14 protein-coding genes are annotated in these 13,656 nt (G+C 71.6%); 3 read left to right on the top strand and 11 right to left on the bottom strand.

Translation table 11 applies throughout. The annotated features are described in order from the left end of the window. Positions 1-17 precede the first annotated feature (17 nt). Positions 18-3,917, top strand: coding sequence for a DNA-directed RNA polymerase subunit beta' (locus ACF08D_RS15155; protein WP_392223031.1), 3,900 nt, complete (start codon positions 18-20; stop codon positions 3,915-3,917). Between the two features lie 74 nt (positions 3,918-3,991). Here ACF08D_RS15155 and ACF08D_RS15150 read toward each other — a convergent pair whose 3' ends face one another. The 9 genes from ACF08D_RS15150 to ACF08D_RS15110 all read right to left on the bottom strand — a co-directional run bounded on the left by ACF08D_RS15150 (position 3,992) and on the right by ACF08D_RS15110 (position 11,908). After that, positions 3,992-4,255, bottom strand: a complete 264-nt coding sequence (locus ACF08D_RS15150) for a hypothetical protein (protein WP_392223030.1) — start codon at positions 4,253-4,255, stop codon at positions 3,992-3,994. Next, the gene (locus tag ACF08D_RS15145; protein ID WP_392223029.1) at positions 4,242-4,478 is read right to left on the bottom strand and encodes a hypothetical protein; all 237 of its coding nucleotides are present in this window, start codon (positions 4,476-4,478) and stop codon (positions 4,242-4,244) included. The genes ACF08D_RS15150 and ACF08D_RS15145 overlap by 14 nt, the downstream gene beginning before the upstream one ends. An 11-nt stretch (positions 4,479-4,489) precedes the next feature. Beyond that, complete coding sequence (locus ACF08D_RS15140) at positions 4,490-5,395, bottom strand: peptidoglycan-binding protein (RefSeq protein WP_392223028.1); 906 nt, start codon at positions 5,393-5,395, stop codon at positions 4,490-4,492. 206 nt (positions 5,396-5,601) lie between these two features. Further along, positions 5,602-6,252 (bottom strand): hypothetical protein, encoded by a 651-nt coding sequence (locus tag ACF08D_RS15135; protein WP_392223027.1) that lies wholly within the window; start codon positions 6,250-6,252, stop codon positions 5,602-5,604. Then, positions 6,249-6,482 carry a hypothetical protein gene (locus tag ACF08D_RS15130; RefSeq protein WP_392223026.1) on the bottom strand — a complete coding sequence of 78 codons (234 nt, stop codon included), beginning with the start codon at positions 6,480-6,482 and terminating at the stop codon, positions 6,249-6,251. Before ACF08D_RS15130 ends, ACF08D_RS15135 begins: the two co-directional genes overlap by 4 nt. Beyond that, positions 6,479-8,854 (bottom strand): hypothetical protein, encoded by a 2,376-nt coding sequence (locus ACF08D_RS15125; RefSeq protein ID WP_392223025.1) that lies wholly within the window; start codon positions 8,852-8,854, stop codon positions 6,479-6,481. Before ACF08D_RS15125 ends, ACF08D_RS15130 begins: the two co-directional genes overlap by 4 nt. Then, complete coding sequence (locus ACF08D_RS15120; RefSeq protein WP_392223024.1) at positions 8,841-10,100, bottom strand: hypothetical protein; 1,260 nt, start codon at positions 10,098-10,100, stop codon at positions 8,841-8,843. The genes ACF08D_RS15125 and ACF08D_RS15120 overlap by 14 nt, the downstream gene beginning before the upstream one ends. 22 nt (positions 10,101-10,122) lie before the next feature. Further along, positions 10,123-11,235, bottom strand: coding sequence for a hypothetical protein (locus tag ACF08D_RS15115; protein WP_392223023.1), 1,113 nt, complete (start codon positions 11,233-11,235; stop codon positions 10,123-10,125). Positions 11,236-11,281: 46 nt separating this feature from the next. After that, positions 11,282-11,908 (bottom strand): hypothetical protein, encoded by a 627-nt coding sequence (locus ACF08D_RS15110; RefSeq protein ID WP_392223022.1) that lies wholly within the window; start codon positions 11,906-11,908, stop codon positions 11,282-11,284. A 68-nt stretch (positions 11,909-11,976) separates the two neighbouring features. Between ACF08D_RS15110 and ACF08D_RS15105 the strand changes: the two genes are divergently transcribed. Together ACF08D_RS15105 and ACF08D_RS15100 are read left to right on the top strand one after the other, a co-directional pair. Further along, entirely contained in the window at positions 11,977-12,402 is a 426-nt protein-coding gene (locus ACF08D_RS15105; RefSeq protein ID WP_392223021.1) for a hypothetical protein, read from the top strand. A gap of 63 nt (positions 12,403-12,465) precedes the next feature. Further along, complete coding sequence (locus ACF08D_RS15100) at positions 12,466-12,894, top strand: hypothetical protein (RefSeq protein ID WP_392223020.1); 429 nt, start codon at positions 12,466-12,468, stop codon at positions 12,892-12,894. 17 nt (positions 12,895-12,911) lie between these two features. Here the strand turns inward: ACF08D_RS15100 and ACF08D_RS15095 are convergent, their stop codons facing one another. Further along, positions 12,912-13,241, bottom strand: a complete 330-nt coding sequence (locus ACF08D_RS15095) for a hypothetical protein (RefSeq protein WP_392223203.1) — start codon at positions 13,239-13,241, stop codon at positions 12,912-12,914. A 65-nt stretch (positions 13,242-13,306) separates the two neighbouring features. Then, positions 13,307-13,597 carry a hypothetical protein gene (locus tag ACF08D_RS15090; RefSeq protein ID WP_392223019.1) on the bottom strand — a complete coding sequence of 97 codons (291 nt, stop codon included), beginning with the start codon at positions 13,595-13,597 and terminating at the stop codon, positions 13,307-13,309. Between the last annotated feature and the right edge of the window lie 59 nt (positions 13,598-13,656).

Below are 13,656 nucleotides of genomic sequence, written 5' to 3'. Positions count from 1 at the left end.
AGAGGGATTGACGCATAGTGCTCGACGTCAACTTCTTCGACGAGCTGCGGATCGGCCTGGCCACCGCTGACGACATCCGTCAGTGGTCCCACGGCGAGGTCAAGAAGCCGGAGACCATCAACTACCGCACCCTCAAGCCCGAGAAGGACGGACTCTTCTGCGAGAAGATCTTCGGTCCGACCCGGGACTGGGAGTGCTACTGCGGCAAGTACAAGCGCGTCCGCTTCAAGGGCATCATCTGTGAGCGGTGTGGCGTCGAGGTCACCCGCGCCAAGGTGCGCCGTGAGCGGATGGGCCACATCGAGCTGGCCGCCCCCGTCACCCACATCTGGTACTTCAAGGGCGTCCCGTCCCGGCTGGGCTACCTGCTGGACCTCGCCCCGAAGGACCTGGAGAAGGTCATCTACTTCGCGGCGTACATGATCACGTACGTCGACGAGGAGCGCCGCACCCGCGACCTGCCCTCGCTGGAGGCCCATGTCTCCGTCGAGCGCCAGCAGATCGAGAACCGCCGCGACGCCGACCTCGAGGCCCGCGCCAAGAAGCTCGAGACCGACCTGGCCGAGCTCGAGGCCGAGGGCGCCAAGGCCGACGTCCGCCGCAAGGTGCGCGAGGGCGCCGAGCGCGAGATGAAGCAGCTGCGCGACCGCGCCCAGCGCGAGATCGACCGTCTCGACGAGGTGTGGAACCGCTTCAAGAACCTCAAGGTCCAGGACCTCGAGGGCGACGAGCTGCTCTACCGCGAGCTGCGCGACCGCTTCGGCACCTACTTCGACGGCTCGATGGGCGCCGCCGCGCTGCAGAAGCGCCTGGAGTCCTTCGACCTCGACGAGGAGGCCGAGAAGCTCCGCGAGATCATCCGGACCGGCAAGGGCCAGAAGAAGACCCGTGCGCTCAAGCGCCTCAAGGTCGTCTCCGCGTTCCTGCAGACCAGCAACAGCCCCAAGGGCATGGTCCTGGACTGCGTCCCGGTCATCCCGCCGGACCTGCGTCCGATGGTGCAGCTGGACGGTGGCCGCTTCGCGACCTCCGACCTGAACGACCTGTACCGCCGTGTGATCAACCGGAACAACCGCCTCAAGCGTCTCCTCGACCTCGGTGCCCCCGAGATCATCGTGAACAACGAGAAGCGGATGCTCCAGGAGGCCGTCGACGCGCTGTTCGACAACGGCCGCCGCGGTCGCCCGGTCACCGGTCCCGGCAACCGCCCCCTGAAGTCCCTCAGCGACATGCTGAAGGGCAAGCAGGGCCGTTTCCGCCAGAACCTGCTCGGCAAGCGAGTCGACTACTCGGCGCGTTCCGTGATCGTCGTCGGCCCGCAGCTGAAGCTGCACCAGTGCGGTCTGCCCAAGGCCATGGCGCTGGAGCTCTTCAAGCCGTTCGTGATGAAGCGCCTGGTCGACCTGAACCACGCGCAGAACATCAAGTCCGCCAAGCGCATGGTCGAGCGCGGCCGCACCGTGGTGTACGACGTCCTCGAAGAGGTCATCGCCGAGCACCCGGTGCTGCTGAACCGTGCGCCCACGCTGCACCGCCTCGGCATCCAGGCCTTCGAGCCGCAGCTGGTCGAGGGCAAGGCCATCCAGATCCACCCGCTCGTCTGCACCGCGTTCAACGCGGACTTCGACGGTGACCAGATGGCCGTGCACCTGCCGCTGTCCGCGGAGGCGCAGGCCGAGGCCCGCATCCTGATGCTGTCCTCGAACAACATCCTCAAGCCGGCCGACGGCCGTCCCGTCACCATGCCGACCCAGGACATGGTGCTGGGCCTCTTCTTCCTCACCACGGACGAAGAGGAGCGCGAGGTGCGCGGCGAGGGCCGTGCGTTCAACTCCACCGCCGAGGCGATCATGGCCTTCGACGCCCGGGAGCTCTCGCTCCAGGCGAAGGTCGACATCCGCTTCCCGATCGGCACCGTCCCGCCGCGTGGCTGGACCCCGCCGGTGGCGGAGGAGGGCGAGCCGCAGTGGCAGCAGGGTGACTCGTTCCGTCTGCGGACGACCCTGGGCCGTGCGCTCTTCAACGAGCTGCTGCCCGAGGACTACCCGTTCGTCGACTACTCGGTCGGCAAGAAGCAGCTCTCCGAGATCGTCAACGACCTCGCCGAGCGCTACCCCAAGGTCATCGTGGCGGCGACGCTCGACAACCTGAAGGCGGCCGGCTTCTACTGGGCGACCCGTTCCGGTGTCACCGTCGCCATCTCCGACGTCGTCGTTCCCGAGGCGAAGAAGGAGATCGTCAAGTCGTACGAGGCTCAGGACGAGAAGGTCCAGAAGCAGTACGAGCGCGGTCTGATCACCAAGGACGAGCGCACCCAGGAGCTCATCGCGATCTGGACCAAGGCGACCAACGAGGTCGCCGAGGCGATGAACGACAACTTCCCGAAGACCAACCCGATCTTCATGATGGTGAACTCGGGCGCACGAGGCAACATGATGCAGATGCGTCAGATCGCCGGTATGCGTGGTCTGGTGTCGAACGCCAAGAACGAGACGATCCCCCGTCCCATCAAGGCGTCCTTCCGTGAAGGTCTGTCGGTGCTGGAGTACTTCATCTCCACGCACGGTGCCCGTAAGGGTCTCGCCGACACCGCCCTGCGTACCGCCGACTCGGGTTACCTGACCCGTCGTCTGGTGGACGTCTCGCAGGACGTGATCATCCGCGAGGAGGACTGCGGCACCGAGCGCGGTCTGAAGCTGCGGATCGCGGCGAAGGACGAGACCGGTGTGCTCCGCAAGGCGGAGGACGTCGAGACGTCCGTGTACGCGCGGATGCTCGCCGAGGACGTCGTCGTGGACGGCAAGGTCATCGCGCCGGCCAACGTCGACCTGGGTGACGTGCTCATCGACGCCCTGGTCAACGCGGGTGTCGAGGAGGTCAAGACCCGATCGGTCCTGACCTGTGAGTCCGCGGTCGGCACCTGTGCCTTCTGCTACGGCCGTTCGCTCGCCACCGGCAAGCTGGTCGACATCGGTGAGGCGGTCGGCATCATCGCCGCCCAGTCCATCGGTGAGCCCGGCACGCAGCTGACGATGCGTACCTTCCACACCGGTGGTGTGGCCGGTGACGACATCACCCAGGGTCTGCCCCGTGTCGTCGAGCTCTTCGAGGCCCGTACGCCGAAGGGTGTCGCCCCGATCTCCGAGGCCTCCGGCCGCGTGCGGATCGAGGAGACCGAGAAGACCAAGAAGATCGTCGTCACCCCGGACGACGGCAGCGACGAGACGGCCTTCCCGATCTCGAAGCGCGCCAAGGTCCTGGTGCACGAGGGCGACCACGTCGAGGTGGGCCAGAAGCTCACCGCGGGTGCCACCAACCCGCACGACGTGCTGCGCATCCTCGGCCAGCGCGCCGTCCAGGTCCACCTGGTCGGCGAGGTCCAGAAGGTCTACAACTCGCAGGGCGTGTCGATCCACGACAAGCACATCGAGATCATCATCCGGCAGATGCTGCGCCGCGTGACGATCATCGAGTCCGGCGACGCGGAGCTGCTGCCGGGCGAGCTGGTCGAGCGGTCGAAGTTCGAGTCGGAGAACCGTCGTGTGGTCACCGAGGGCGGTCACCCCGCCTCCGGCCGTCCGCAGCTGATGGGTATCACCAAGGCGTCGCTGGCGACGGAGTCGTGGCTGTCCGCGGCCTCCTTCCAGGAGACGACCAGGGTCCTGACGGACGCGGCGATCAACGCCAAGTCCGACTCCCTGATCGGCCTCAAGGAGAACGTCATCATCGGTAAGCTCATCCCGGCCGGTACGGGCCTGTCCCGCTACCGCAACATCCGGGTCGAGCCGACCGAGGAGGCCAAGGCCGCGATGTACTCGGCCGTCGGCTACGACGACATCGACTACTCGCCGTTCGGCACCGGCTCCGGCCAGGCCGTTCCGCTGGAGGACTACGACTACGGTCCGTACAACCAGTAAGCGAGTCGCTTGATCGACCGGAGGGCGGTCACCCCGTTGCGTACGGGGTGGCCGCCCTCCGGCGTTCTCCCGCGCTAGCGGCCCATGGCCTGCCAGAGGGCGAGGGTGACTCCGGCGCCGGAGGTGAGCGCCAGGACACTGGCCAGCGGCCAGCGGTTGCGCTCCAGGGCGTCCAGCCGGGCCTCGTGGTCGGCGAGCTGCTTGTCGGTCTGGTCACTGCGCTGGACCAGCAGCGCGAGCGACCCGTCGGCCCGGGCGAACCCGGCCTCCAGGGTGCCGCGCAGCCGCTCCAGCTCCAGGGCGACGGCCACCGGGTCGTTCCGGTCAGTGTCGGTCATCGGCGGCTCCCGGGGACGCACTGCTCAGCCAGGCCGGCAGCAGGTTCTGTACGGCGTCCAGGGCCATGATCCGTGCGAGCGAACCGGCCACGGCCAGGGCCCCGGCGACCCACGGGAGGGTGGCCGGCACCCCGGACGCGTCCACGATCGCGGGCAGCACCACGGCGATCCCGACGGCGGTCTGGAGGACGGTGCGCGCCGTGCGCTTGGCGGCGTCGGACATGGGTGGGCTCCTCAGCGGGTGTAGGGGACCTTCAGGGCGTTCCAGGAGGTGCGGCCGGGTACGCCGTCCGCGTCGGAGCCGGAGAAGCCGAGCTTGCGCTGCCACAGGGCGTAGCTGCGCCGGTCGGCGTCCGACCAGCGGGGCCCGGGGCCGACGGCGTACGCGGAGCAGCCCTCGGCCACCAGCCGGCGGCCCATCGCGGTGATGACCGGGGAGCTGGTGGCGGCGGTGAAGAACGAGGCGCCGGGGAACGGGTGGTGGCGGGGCGCACCGGGCGCGGGCGTGTCGGGGGCCGGGGCGCCGGGCGCGGGCGTGCCGGGGGCGGCGGACCGCAGGCGGGTGCCGATCCGGGTGCGCAGGGCGCGCATCTCGAAGCCGCGCGGGTCGCTCTTGGCGGCCGTCCACTCCTTGTGGCCGACCACCGAGGCGGCCGTCCAGCCGTGCGCCCGGCACAGGGCGGCGCAGGCCCGCTCGATGGCGTCGAGCTGGGCGGCCGGCCAGGGGTCCTTGCCGTCGCCGAGGTTGACGCACTCGAAGCCGTAGAAGTGGGCGTTGCCGTCGGTGTCCTGCCGCCCCGGGGCGGGCGGGGCGGTCTCGGCGACCACCGCGCGCAGGACGCGCCCGTCGCCCGTACCGGCGTGGTTGGCGCGGCCGTGCGCGATGAGGTGGACGGTGCCCGCCTTGTCGATGACGCCCTGGCAGAGCGGGCCGGGCAGACCGGCGTACCCGTCGCGGCACAGGGCGACGGAGGCGGCGGAGCCGCTGGAGACGGTGTGGTGGACGATCACCCCGTGCAGGGGGCCGAAGGGGCCCTTGTGGTTGCGGTTGCGGGTGCGCCAGCCGGGGTGTTCGACGACGCGGACGCCCTCGGCGCGCAGGGCGGCGAGGAGCCGGTCGGGGGAGAGGGGGGCTGCCATGGTGGGCCTCCTCGTCGGTGCGTGGAGCGTGCGGGGAGCTTGCTCGGAGCTGCGGGGTCGGTGCGCGGGTCGAGGCCGAGGGGCCGCGGGCCGGGGGCCCGAGCGGTCGCGGGCCGGGGGCCGCCGGTCCGCCGCCCGGGGGCGGGGGCCGGGGGCCGCCGGTCCGCCCGGGGGCGGGGGCCGGCGGCCCCTCGGCACCGGGGCGCTCACATCACGGGGTCGATGCGGATGAAGCGGGTGTCGAAGTTGCCGGTGTTGGTCGCGGCGGCGGAGCGGTAGGCGGGGGTGGCGGTGTGGGTGGTGCCCACCGCGAGCCCGCCGACCAGGAACTGCGTGGAGACCGACGACCTGCTGGGCGTGTTGACCAGCGCGGCCCGGTCGTCGGACGCGGCCAGGACGATCGTCCCGGAGGCGTTGCGGACGTTGGCGGACATGTAGCTGCCGACGTTCGCGGACGAGGAGTTCATGTAGCAGCCCACCGTGATGATCACCTGGCCGGAGGCCGGGACGGTGAACGCCGCGTTCATCGGGTCGCCCTGTGCGTCGGTGAGCGTCTCCGACCAGGTGGTGCTGGTGGTGCTGCCGCCGTCGATGTTGACCCGGAACACCGGGACCGCGCCGACCGGGGCCCAGGCGGCGCCGGTGTAGTACATCAGGCGGCCCGGGGAGGCGATCCAGGCGAGCATCCCGGCGACCGGGACGGGGAGCTTGGTGTCCCGCTCGGTGGTGGTGCCGAAGCGCAGCACGGTCCGGCCGTCCAGGGCCAGGGCCAGGGACTGGAGGTGCGCCGGGAGGTCGGCGGGGTCGCTGGGCTGCGGGTGTGGCAGGCCGCTGAGGGGCGTGTACTGGGTGGTCATGCGATCTCCTCCTGTCCGCCGCCGGAGACGGGGACGACGGGGGCGGTGTCGGGTTCGGGTCCGGGCGGCGGGTCCTGGGGCCCGGGCGGCCCCGGCGGGACGTGCTCCTCCACGACGACCTCCACCGGGAGGGAGGGGTCGCCGGGCAGCTCGGTGGTGGTGTCCGCGGCCGCCGGGTCCGGGGCCTGGCCCGGGGGCGGCGGGGTGGTGGCCGAGGGGTCGTCGCTCACTGCCCGTTCTCCTTGATCTGCCGCCAGGTCAGGCCGGTGGCCGCCAGGTCCGCCAGGGTGGGGTGGGCGGCGGCGACCTGCGCGTAGGTCGCGCCGGCCGGCGGCGGGGCGTGGTCCGAGGGGGTGTCGGGGGTCAGTCCGGTGTCGGTGGGTACGCCGTTGGTCCGGGTGCCGCGCAGGGTCAGCGTCTGCTGGACGGTGCCGCCCGCCGCGGCCGAGGTCTTGATCCCGACGACCCAGGCGAGGGTGTCCAGCGCGGCGCCGCCGGTGTCCACGACGCGGACCACGTCACCGAGCTGGATGGCCGGGTCGTACAGCACCTCGACGTCGCCGAGGACGGGCACCGGGTACTGGCCCGCCGCCCGCATGGCGTCGGCGAGGTCCTGGGCGGCCCGGTAGTCCTGCACCCAGTCGCCGGCCTCCGCGCAGTACTCCTGCCGCCCGTAGTACGCCTCGCTGGTGCTTCCGGGCGCAGAGGAGGTCGCCTGGCGGTCCACCGGCTCGGTGGACGGCTTCAGGGTCTGGATGTGCACCGAGGGCCTGCCGTCCTCGGAGACCGTGTACAGCCGCCGGGAGGTGCGGTTGGTGAACCGCAGCACCAGGCAGCCCTCCTCGCGCCGGGCGAGGATGTCCACGGCGCCCTTCACGGCCTCCGCGCCGGCCGCGTTGGCGGCGGCGAAGCGCACCGAGAAGCCGGGGGCGACGCTCTGGTCGTCGTCCACGTTGGGCGGGCCGACGTCGAACTCCTCGTCGGCGAGGACGTACTTGAGCGTCACCGACGTGTTGCCGGGGATCTCGCGCACCACGGTGTCGTTGTAGGTGGTGCCCGCGGTGACCTTCACCGCCGTCCAGTCCTTGTACGGCTGCACGCAGTAGTTGCGGCAGGCGTCGATCTCCTCGGTGACCGTGAGCGCGGCGATGTCGCGTACGGAGGTGAGGGTGAGGTCCGGCGCGGTGGGCGGCCTGGAGAACCGGGTGTGGTTGCGCCAGCGGAAGACGCCCCGCTCGTCGAACTCGGCGGTGGACATGCTGGCCTTGGCGATCTGCGTGACCACCTCCCACTGCGAGCCGGACACCCGCGGCACGGAGTACAGGGGCAGGATCGCGTCGTCGAGCTCCACCTCCTTCGTCCACGTGCCGGTCTGCGCGAACTCGGCGGCGGTGGGGGCGGCGGGCAGCCCGCTGGAGAGCTGCACCGCCTCCGCGGCGAGCTGGGTCACCAGCCGCAGCTGGTACAGCTCGGCGGCCGGCTGCGCGGCCGAGGGGTCGGTGAAGGTGGCCGGCCCGCACGGGTAGTGGCGGCCGTCCGGGCCGGTCAGGAACGGCTGGACCGTCGGCAGGACGGAGCCGCCGGCCGACACCGTGTCGAACAGGGCCCCGATGTGCCACACGCCCCGCTTCTCCTTGAGCGCCGACACGCCCCAGGAGAAGTACCAGCCGCCACCCTCCCGGGTGCCGGAGTGCACGTAGACCGTCCCCGTCGAGAAGTCGACCGCGAGGCGCAGCCGGCCGGTCTGGGTGCCGGCCCGGTTGAGGTCCAGCTCCAGCGCCACGGTGGAGCCGAAGCCGAGGGCGCTGTTCACCCACGCCTCGGCGAACAGCCGGCTGCCGGGCACGGTCACCCGGCTGCGCGGGAACCAGGAGACGGTCACCGCCTGGGTGTCGGGCCAGGCGACGTACGGCACGAGCGCCATCTCGTGCGGGGCGCCCTCCCGGCTCCAGCCGTAGTGCCGCGGGTCGGGCAGGATCTCGGGCTGGCCGTAGGTGGCCGCGAACCCGCCGTGCAGGGAGGCGTACACCACGGTGAGCGGCGCGGTGGGGGAGAACTCCGGCCAGCGCGGCGGCGGGCAGGAGTGCAGCCCGGCCTGGCGCAGCAGCTCGTCCACGCACCAGGTCGCGGTGCCCACCGGGCGCCGCCAGTAGAACCCGGCGTACGGCTTGGGCAGTTCGGCCGGCCCGTGCAGCCGCTCGGCGCCGTCCAGGGCGGTGAGCTGGACGCTGTCCGTGCCGGAGGCGGCGGAGCGGTTGCGCAGGGTGCCGCGGAAGGCGGGCAGGGTGCCCGCGTCGGTGCCGTACGTGTGGACGACGGACTGGCCCGGGCGGGCGACGTCCCCGGTGGAGCGCGGCGCCCACGGCGAGTACAGCGCCGGGGCGGAGGCGCCGCCGGTGCCGGACACCTGGAGCTGGAGCTGGGCCGCCGAGCTGCCGGAGAAGGCGCGCATGGCGTCCGGCAGGTCGGTGCTGTAGCTGCGTTCGAGCTGCCAGGACTGGACCTGTCCGGTCACGTCCCGGCCGCCGAGGCGGGTGGTGTGCGCGGAGACGCGCGACCCGGAGCGCAGCGTCCGGGTCAGGTCGTCGTCAGACGCTTGCACTGGTCACCTCCGTGAGTTCGATCGAGACGTTCCGGTACGGCAGGGGCCGGGCCGGGGTGTCGGTGTAGCCGGTGACGGCCATCACCGGGCAGCCGTCGCCCGGGAGCTCGGTCACCTCGGGGTCGAGGTGCAGCAGCTTCGCCGGGCCGATCCGCGACTGGAACGCGGTGGTGGCGGAGGCGAACGACACGGTGGCCGACACCTGGACGGCGCCGGCCGGCACGGTCGCCGGGACCCAGCCGGTGGTGACGGCGAGCTGGGCGCCGGCCGCGTCGAAGAACGTCAGCGCACAGGACTGGGCCCGGGCGCGGACGGCGGCGGGCAGCACGAGCCCGGTCAGCCCGGGGCCGGCCGGCAGCGGGTGACCCTTCGCGGAGCCGTTGGCGAAGGTCAGCGTCCCGGCGGTGGACGCGGCCAGGGAGGCCACCGCGTAGCCCGACGCGTCGGCCGACAGGGTGACCCCGGTGGCCGACCACTGGGTGAGCGCGCCCCGCCCGGCGGCCTGGTCGGCGGAAAGCAGGTTCACCGGGGCGGTGGGGACGTGGTCGTCGTCGAGGGTCAGGACGGCGCCGTCGAGCCCGTACGTCCCCACCTCTCCGGCCACGCCCGCCGGGGTGACAAGCGCGGCGCCGGCCGGGGCGGTCGCCGAGACGGTGTGCCCGTAGTCGGCGGACGTCGACAGGAATGTGCCGGCCGCGTCCCGCCAGTGCAGCCGGGTGGCGCACGGCCCGGTCCGCCAGGAGGTGGGCAGGGTGAAGCGCACCCGCATGCCGGGCGCGACGGGGAAGCCGGCGCGGGGCCTGCGGTGCCAGCTGAGCTGGGCGCTCGCCGTGTCCGCCTTCCACACGTACGTCTGCGGCTGCGCGCCCGGGACGGCCGACGGTTCCAGCCGTCCGCTGCCGCTGACGGAGGTGTACCAGTGGTTGTACGGGCTGTCGCCGCCGGTGCGCCCCTCCGCCTGGAGCGGGTCGAGCAGGTTGCGGCCGACCGGGTCGACGACCTCGACCGGGCCTGGGCCGTCGATGCGGCGGGCGAGCCGGTCGAGGTGCGCCGCGTCGTCGCGCGACAGCCGGTCGAAGGTGAGCTTGATCCGGCGCGGGGCGCGGCGGGTGGCGATGGTGGTGATCTGGCCGCTGAGCGCCGTGAACTGGGAGACGCCGAGCTCCGCCCCGCGCTCGAAGCCGGTGGCGGCCTGGCTGATCTCCCGGAGCTGTCCGGGCAGGCCGACCCAGAGGTTGCGGGCCATGGGGGCCTCCTTTCGTGGCGGGTTATCGACGGGCGAGCTGGCGGCGGCCGGCGATCACCGCGCGGGCGATGGTCTGGCCGTCCACCTGGACGTGCACGGGCCGCTCGGCGAGCCGCTCGACCGCCTCGGCGAGCCGGGCGATCTGGGCGCGGCCGGCGCCGGGGCCGATCATGCGTTCCAGCTTGCTCAGCGGGATGACGGCCTCGTGCTCACCGGCCTCACCGATGAGGGCGAGCGTGCCGCCGTTGCGGGGCTGGACGATGCCGCCCTTGGCGAGGTGCGGGATGGGGATCTTCGGCAGGCTGATGGAGAAGCTCTTGCCGCCGAAGACCGGCACCCAGCCGGGGATCGAGACCTTGAAGCCGTTGAGGGCGCCGATGATGGTGTTCACGGCGGTGGCGAAGGCCCGGAAGGGCGCGAGCATCACGTTGCCGACGCCCTTGAGGATGGGCGTGATGACCCGGATCGCGGTGGACACCGCGCTCTGGATGGCCTTCATCCCGGCCTTGAAGCCCTTGGTGACCACCGAGACGATCTTGTCGACGTTGACGAACTTGGCGATGAGCGGCGCCAGCAGCGTCATGATCAGGCCGAACGGGCTCGCGGCCATGGCCAGGTTGAGCCCCTTCTGGGCGAGGCTCGCGCCCTTGAGGCCCTTCGACAGCCCGCCGCCCATGGTCTTGCCGGTCTTGTCGGCGCCCTTGCCGGCCTTGCCGACGGACTTCTCGACCGCGTCGGCCTGGCGCTTGACGTCCCGCAGGGCGTTCTTCGCCTTGTCGGCGGAGCCCTTGAGCCGGTCGAGCGAGGTCTTGAACTTGTCGGTGCCGCTCTTGGCCTTCCCGAAGGAGGTGTTGGCGCCGTTGAGGCCGGTACGCAGGGTGCCGACGGCCTTGTTGCCGTTGGTGGCGGAGGTGCGGAGCTTGCCGAGCGAGGTGGAGGTGCGGTCGGCGCCGGACTTGACCTTGGAGATGGCGGTGGACGCCTGTCCCGCCGACGACTTGATGGTTCCCACCGCGCTGGACGCGGTACGGGAGGACTGCCTGATGCGGCCCAGTGACGCGTTGGCCTGGTCCATGACGGAACGGAACCTGCCCGCGCCGCCGGCGGCCTTGCTGAATGCGCTGTTCAGACTCATGTGCGCTCCTTGTCGATCGCCGTGGAAAGGGGGCTGCCCATGGGGGTCATCCGGCGAGTTCCTCCTGGAGCCTGCGCAGGTGTTCCCTGGTGGTCCGCAGGTTGCTCCGCACCGAGTGCAGGGACTTGACCGCGGTTTCCTTGGACTTCTCCGCGTCCTTTTCCTCGTGGCGCGTCTTCTGGGCGGTCTTCAGGGTGTCGACGTAGTGCCGCCGCGCCTTCGCCAGCAGCTTCTCGGCGTTCTTGGTGGCCTTGTCGGCCTGTCGCTGGGCGGAGGTGACGGCGGAGTTGTCGCCGAGCCCGGAGCCGGTCCGCCCCGACGTCCCGCGGGCCACCCTGGACCGGATCGCCTCCGCGTCCTTGCGCGCCTGAACGGCCTTGTCGCCGGCCTTCTCCGCCCGTTCGGCGAGCCGGACCAGCTTGCGGTCCTCGCGCTCGTCCTTGTCCTTCGCCCAGGGGAAGGTGACCAGCTGCCGTCCGAGGAAGACGATTCCCTTCTCGTCCCCCTTGAGTACGGACGCGTCGAACTTGAAGGGCGTGAAGCCGAGTCCGACGACGCCGACGGCGATTTTCAGCCCTTCGACCGTGGTACTCAGGCCGTTGAGCTTGTGTTTGAACGTGTCTGCTTCGTTTTTCGTCCAGAAATGCAGGACGGGGTCGTTGTTCGTAGCCAAGTCTGGTCACCTTCCTCGGGTGACGGAATTCCTTGTCATCCCGCGCTGCCGCGTGCCACCATCCCGGCGTGACGAGCCTGATGTGGGTCGCTGTGGTGTGGGTGGTGGTGCCGCTGCCGTTCATGGCGTGGTTCGGCGTGTATCCGCTGTGGCTGAGGCGGCGTCTGGCGCGGGTCGGAGTGGAGGCCGTCGGTGTCTGCCGGTACGTCACCGCGTCGGAGGACCGGCGCAGTACGAGCTTTGTGTTCACGACGGCTCTCGGCGAGAAGGTCCACTACCGGTCGCGGCTGAGCTGGCGCAGCTGGGGCACTCCGGGCCGGGAGGCCGTGCTCGTCTACGACCCGGGCTTCCCGCGCCGCTTCGTCCGCAGCAGGAGCGAGCTGGTGAGCCGGCCCGAGGCGTGGACGATCCTCTGGTGGATGCTGGGCCTGGAGGCCGTGATGGTCCTGGGCTTCGTCCTCGTCACGCTGTACGAGGCGGGCGCGATCCACTGATCGGGGAGTGGCGGGCGTGTGAGTGTGCGCGGGTTTCGGGGCGGGGTGACGCGGGGGTGCGGCATGCGGGTCTTCTGGGGCGGTCTCTGTATGGCGGCGGCCCTGCTGCCGGTGGTGGGGGCCTGGTTCATCGCCAGGAAGGGGGGCGGGCTGCTGCGGCAGTTCGCCCGCGAGCTGGGCGACCACGCCACCGCGCGCGGCACCTGCCTGGCCGTTGAGCCCTCCCAGTACCGCTACCGCATCTCCACGCCGGACGGTGAGACGCACACGGCGACCGTCCTCCGGACCGGCAACCTGACCGAACCGGAGGTCGGGTCCCGCGCCCTGCTCCGCTACCGGAAGGACGACCCGCGCGAGGCCGAGCGGTTCGCCGTCGCGGTGGTCGCCACTCCGGTCATGGGCGTCGTGCTCCTCGGGCTCGCCCTCTTCTGCGTGGTGGCGGCGGCGGGGATCGGGGTCATCGGGTACGCCGTCGCCGCCGGCGACCTCTGACCGGCGCGGAGAGCCCGTCAGGCGAAGAACAGCGACAGCTCCTCGGGCCGCGGCCCCGCCGGTTCGGGCGCGGGGGCGTCGTCCTCCGGGATGGCGCCGGTCGGGCGGGGGACCGGGGACGGGTACTCCAGCGCCTCGGCGTCCTCGTCCTGGTTGACGGTGGCGAACATCCAGTTGGCCTCGGCGAGGTGGTCCACCGCCGACGCCAGCAGGTAGTCGCCCACGTTCCACTCCGCCGCCTCGCCGTGCACCGCGCGGGCGAGCGCGCTGTCGCGCGGCATGTGGCGGACGAGCACCGCGAGCCGGCGGGAGGAGAGCCGGCCGCGGTGCCAGTCGAGCAGGTCCACGCCGTAGTGGCGCAGCAGGTCGGCCTCCAGGGCCTCGGCGTGCTCCTCGACGAGCACGCCGAGGCTCAGCCTTCCCCCAGGCCGAGCCCCGTCTCCTTGCCGTACGCCTCCAGGATGGCCGCGATGTCCTGCATCGTGACCTCCAGCCGGTCGAAGCGGGCGTACTGCTGCTCGCCCAGCAGCAGCCGCAGCAGCCCGTCGACGTCGTTGTCGTCGAGGTCGCGCAGCTTGCGGGCGGTGGCGCGGGTCAGCTCGGTCGGCAGCTGGAAGGACTGGTCGTCGAGCTCGAACGACCAGGCGCGGCCCAGCGCTTCCAGGCGCTGGGCGCGAGCGGCGTTGACGTTGAAGGACGACATGGGCGGGCTCCTTTTCCGGGAGACGGTGTGCGGGAGAGGTGTGCGCGAAGGGCGTGTCT

The organism is Streptomyces sp. NPDC015131 (genome assembly GCF_043079975.1).
Classification (GTDB): domain Bacteria; phylum Actinomycetota; class Actinomycetes; order Streptomycetales; family Streptomycetaceae; genus Streptomyces.
Note: the sequence above shows the minus strand (reverse complement) of the source record. Positions and strands in the feature narration are given on the sequence as shown.

Coding starts and splice junctions, on each gene's coding strand:
- ACF08D_RS15100 (WP_392223020.1), top strand. CDS start 12,466: ATGCGGGTCTTCTGGGGCGGTCTCTGTATGGCGGCGGCCCTGCTGCCG.
- ACF08D_RS15145 (WP_392223029.1), bottom strand. CDS start 4,478: ATGTCCGACGCCGCCAAGCGCACGGCGCGCACCGTCCTCCAGACCGCC.
- ACF08D_RS15115 (WP_392223023.1), bottom strand. CDS start 11,235: ATGAGTCTGAACAGCGCATTCAGCAAGGCCGCCGGCGGCGCGGGCAGG.
- ACF08D_RS15150 (WP_392223030.1), bottom strand. CDS start 4,255: ATGACCGACACTGACCGGAACGACCCGGTGGCCGTCGCCCTGGAGCTG.
- ACF08D_RS15090 (WP_392223019.1), bottom strand. CDS start 13,597: ATGTCGTCCTTCAACGTCAACGCCGCTCGCGCCCAGCGCCTGGAAGCG.
- ACF08D_RS15120 (WP_392223024.1), bottom strand. CDS start 10,100: ATGGCCCGCAACCTCTGGGTCGGCCTGCCCGGACAGCTCCGGGAGATC.
- ACF08D_RS15135 (WP_392223027.1), bottom strand. CDS start 6,252: ATGACCACCCAGTACACGCCCCTCAGCGGCCTGCCACACCCGCAGCCC.
- ACF08D_RS15140 (WP_392223028.1), bottom strand. CDS start 5,395: ATGGCAGCCCCCCTCTCCCCCGACCGGCTCCTCGCCGCCCTGCGCGCC.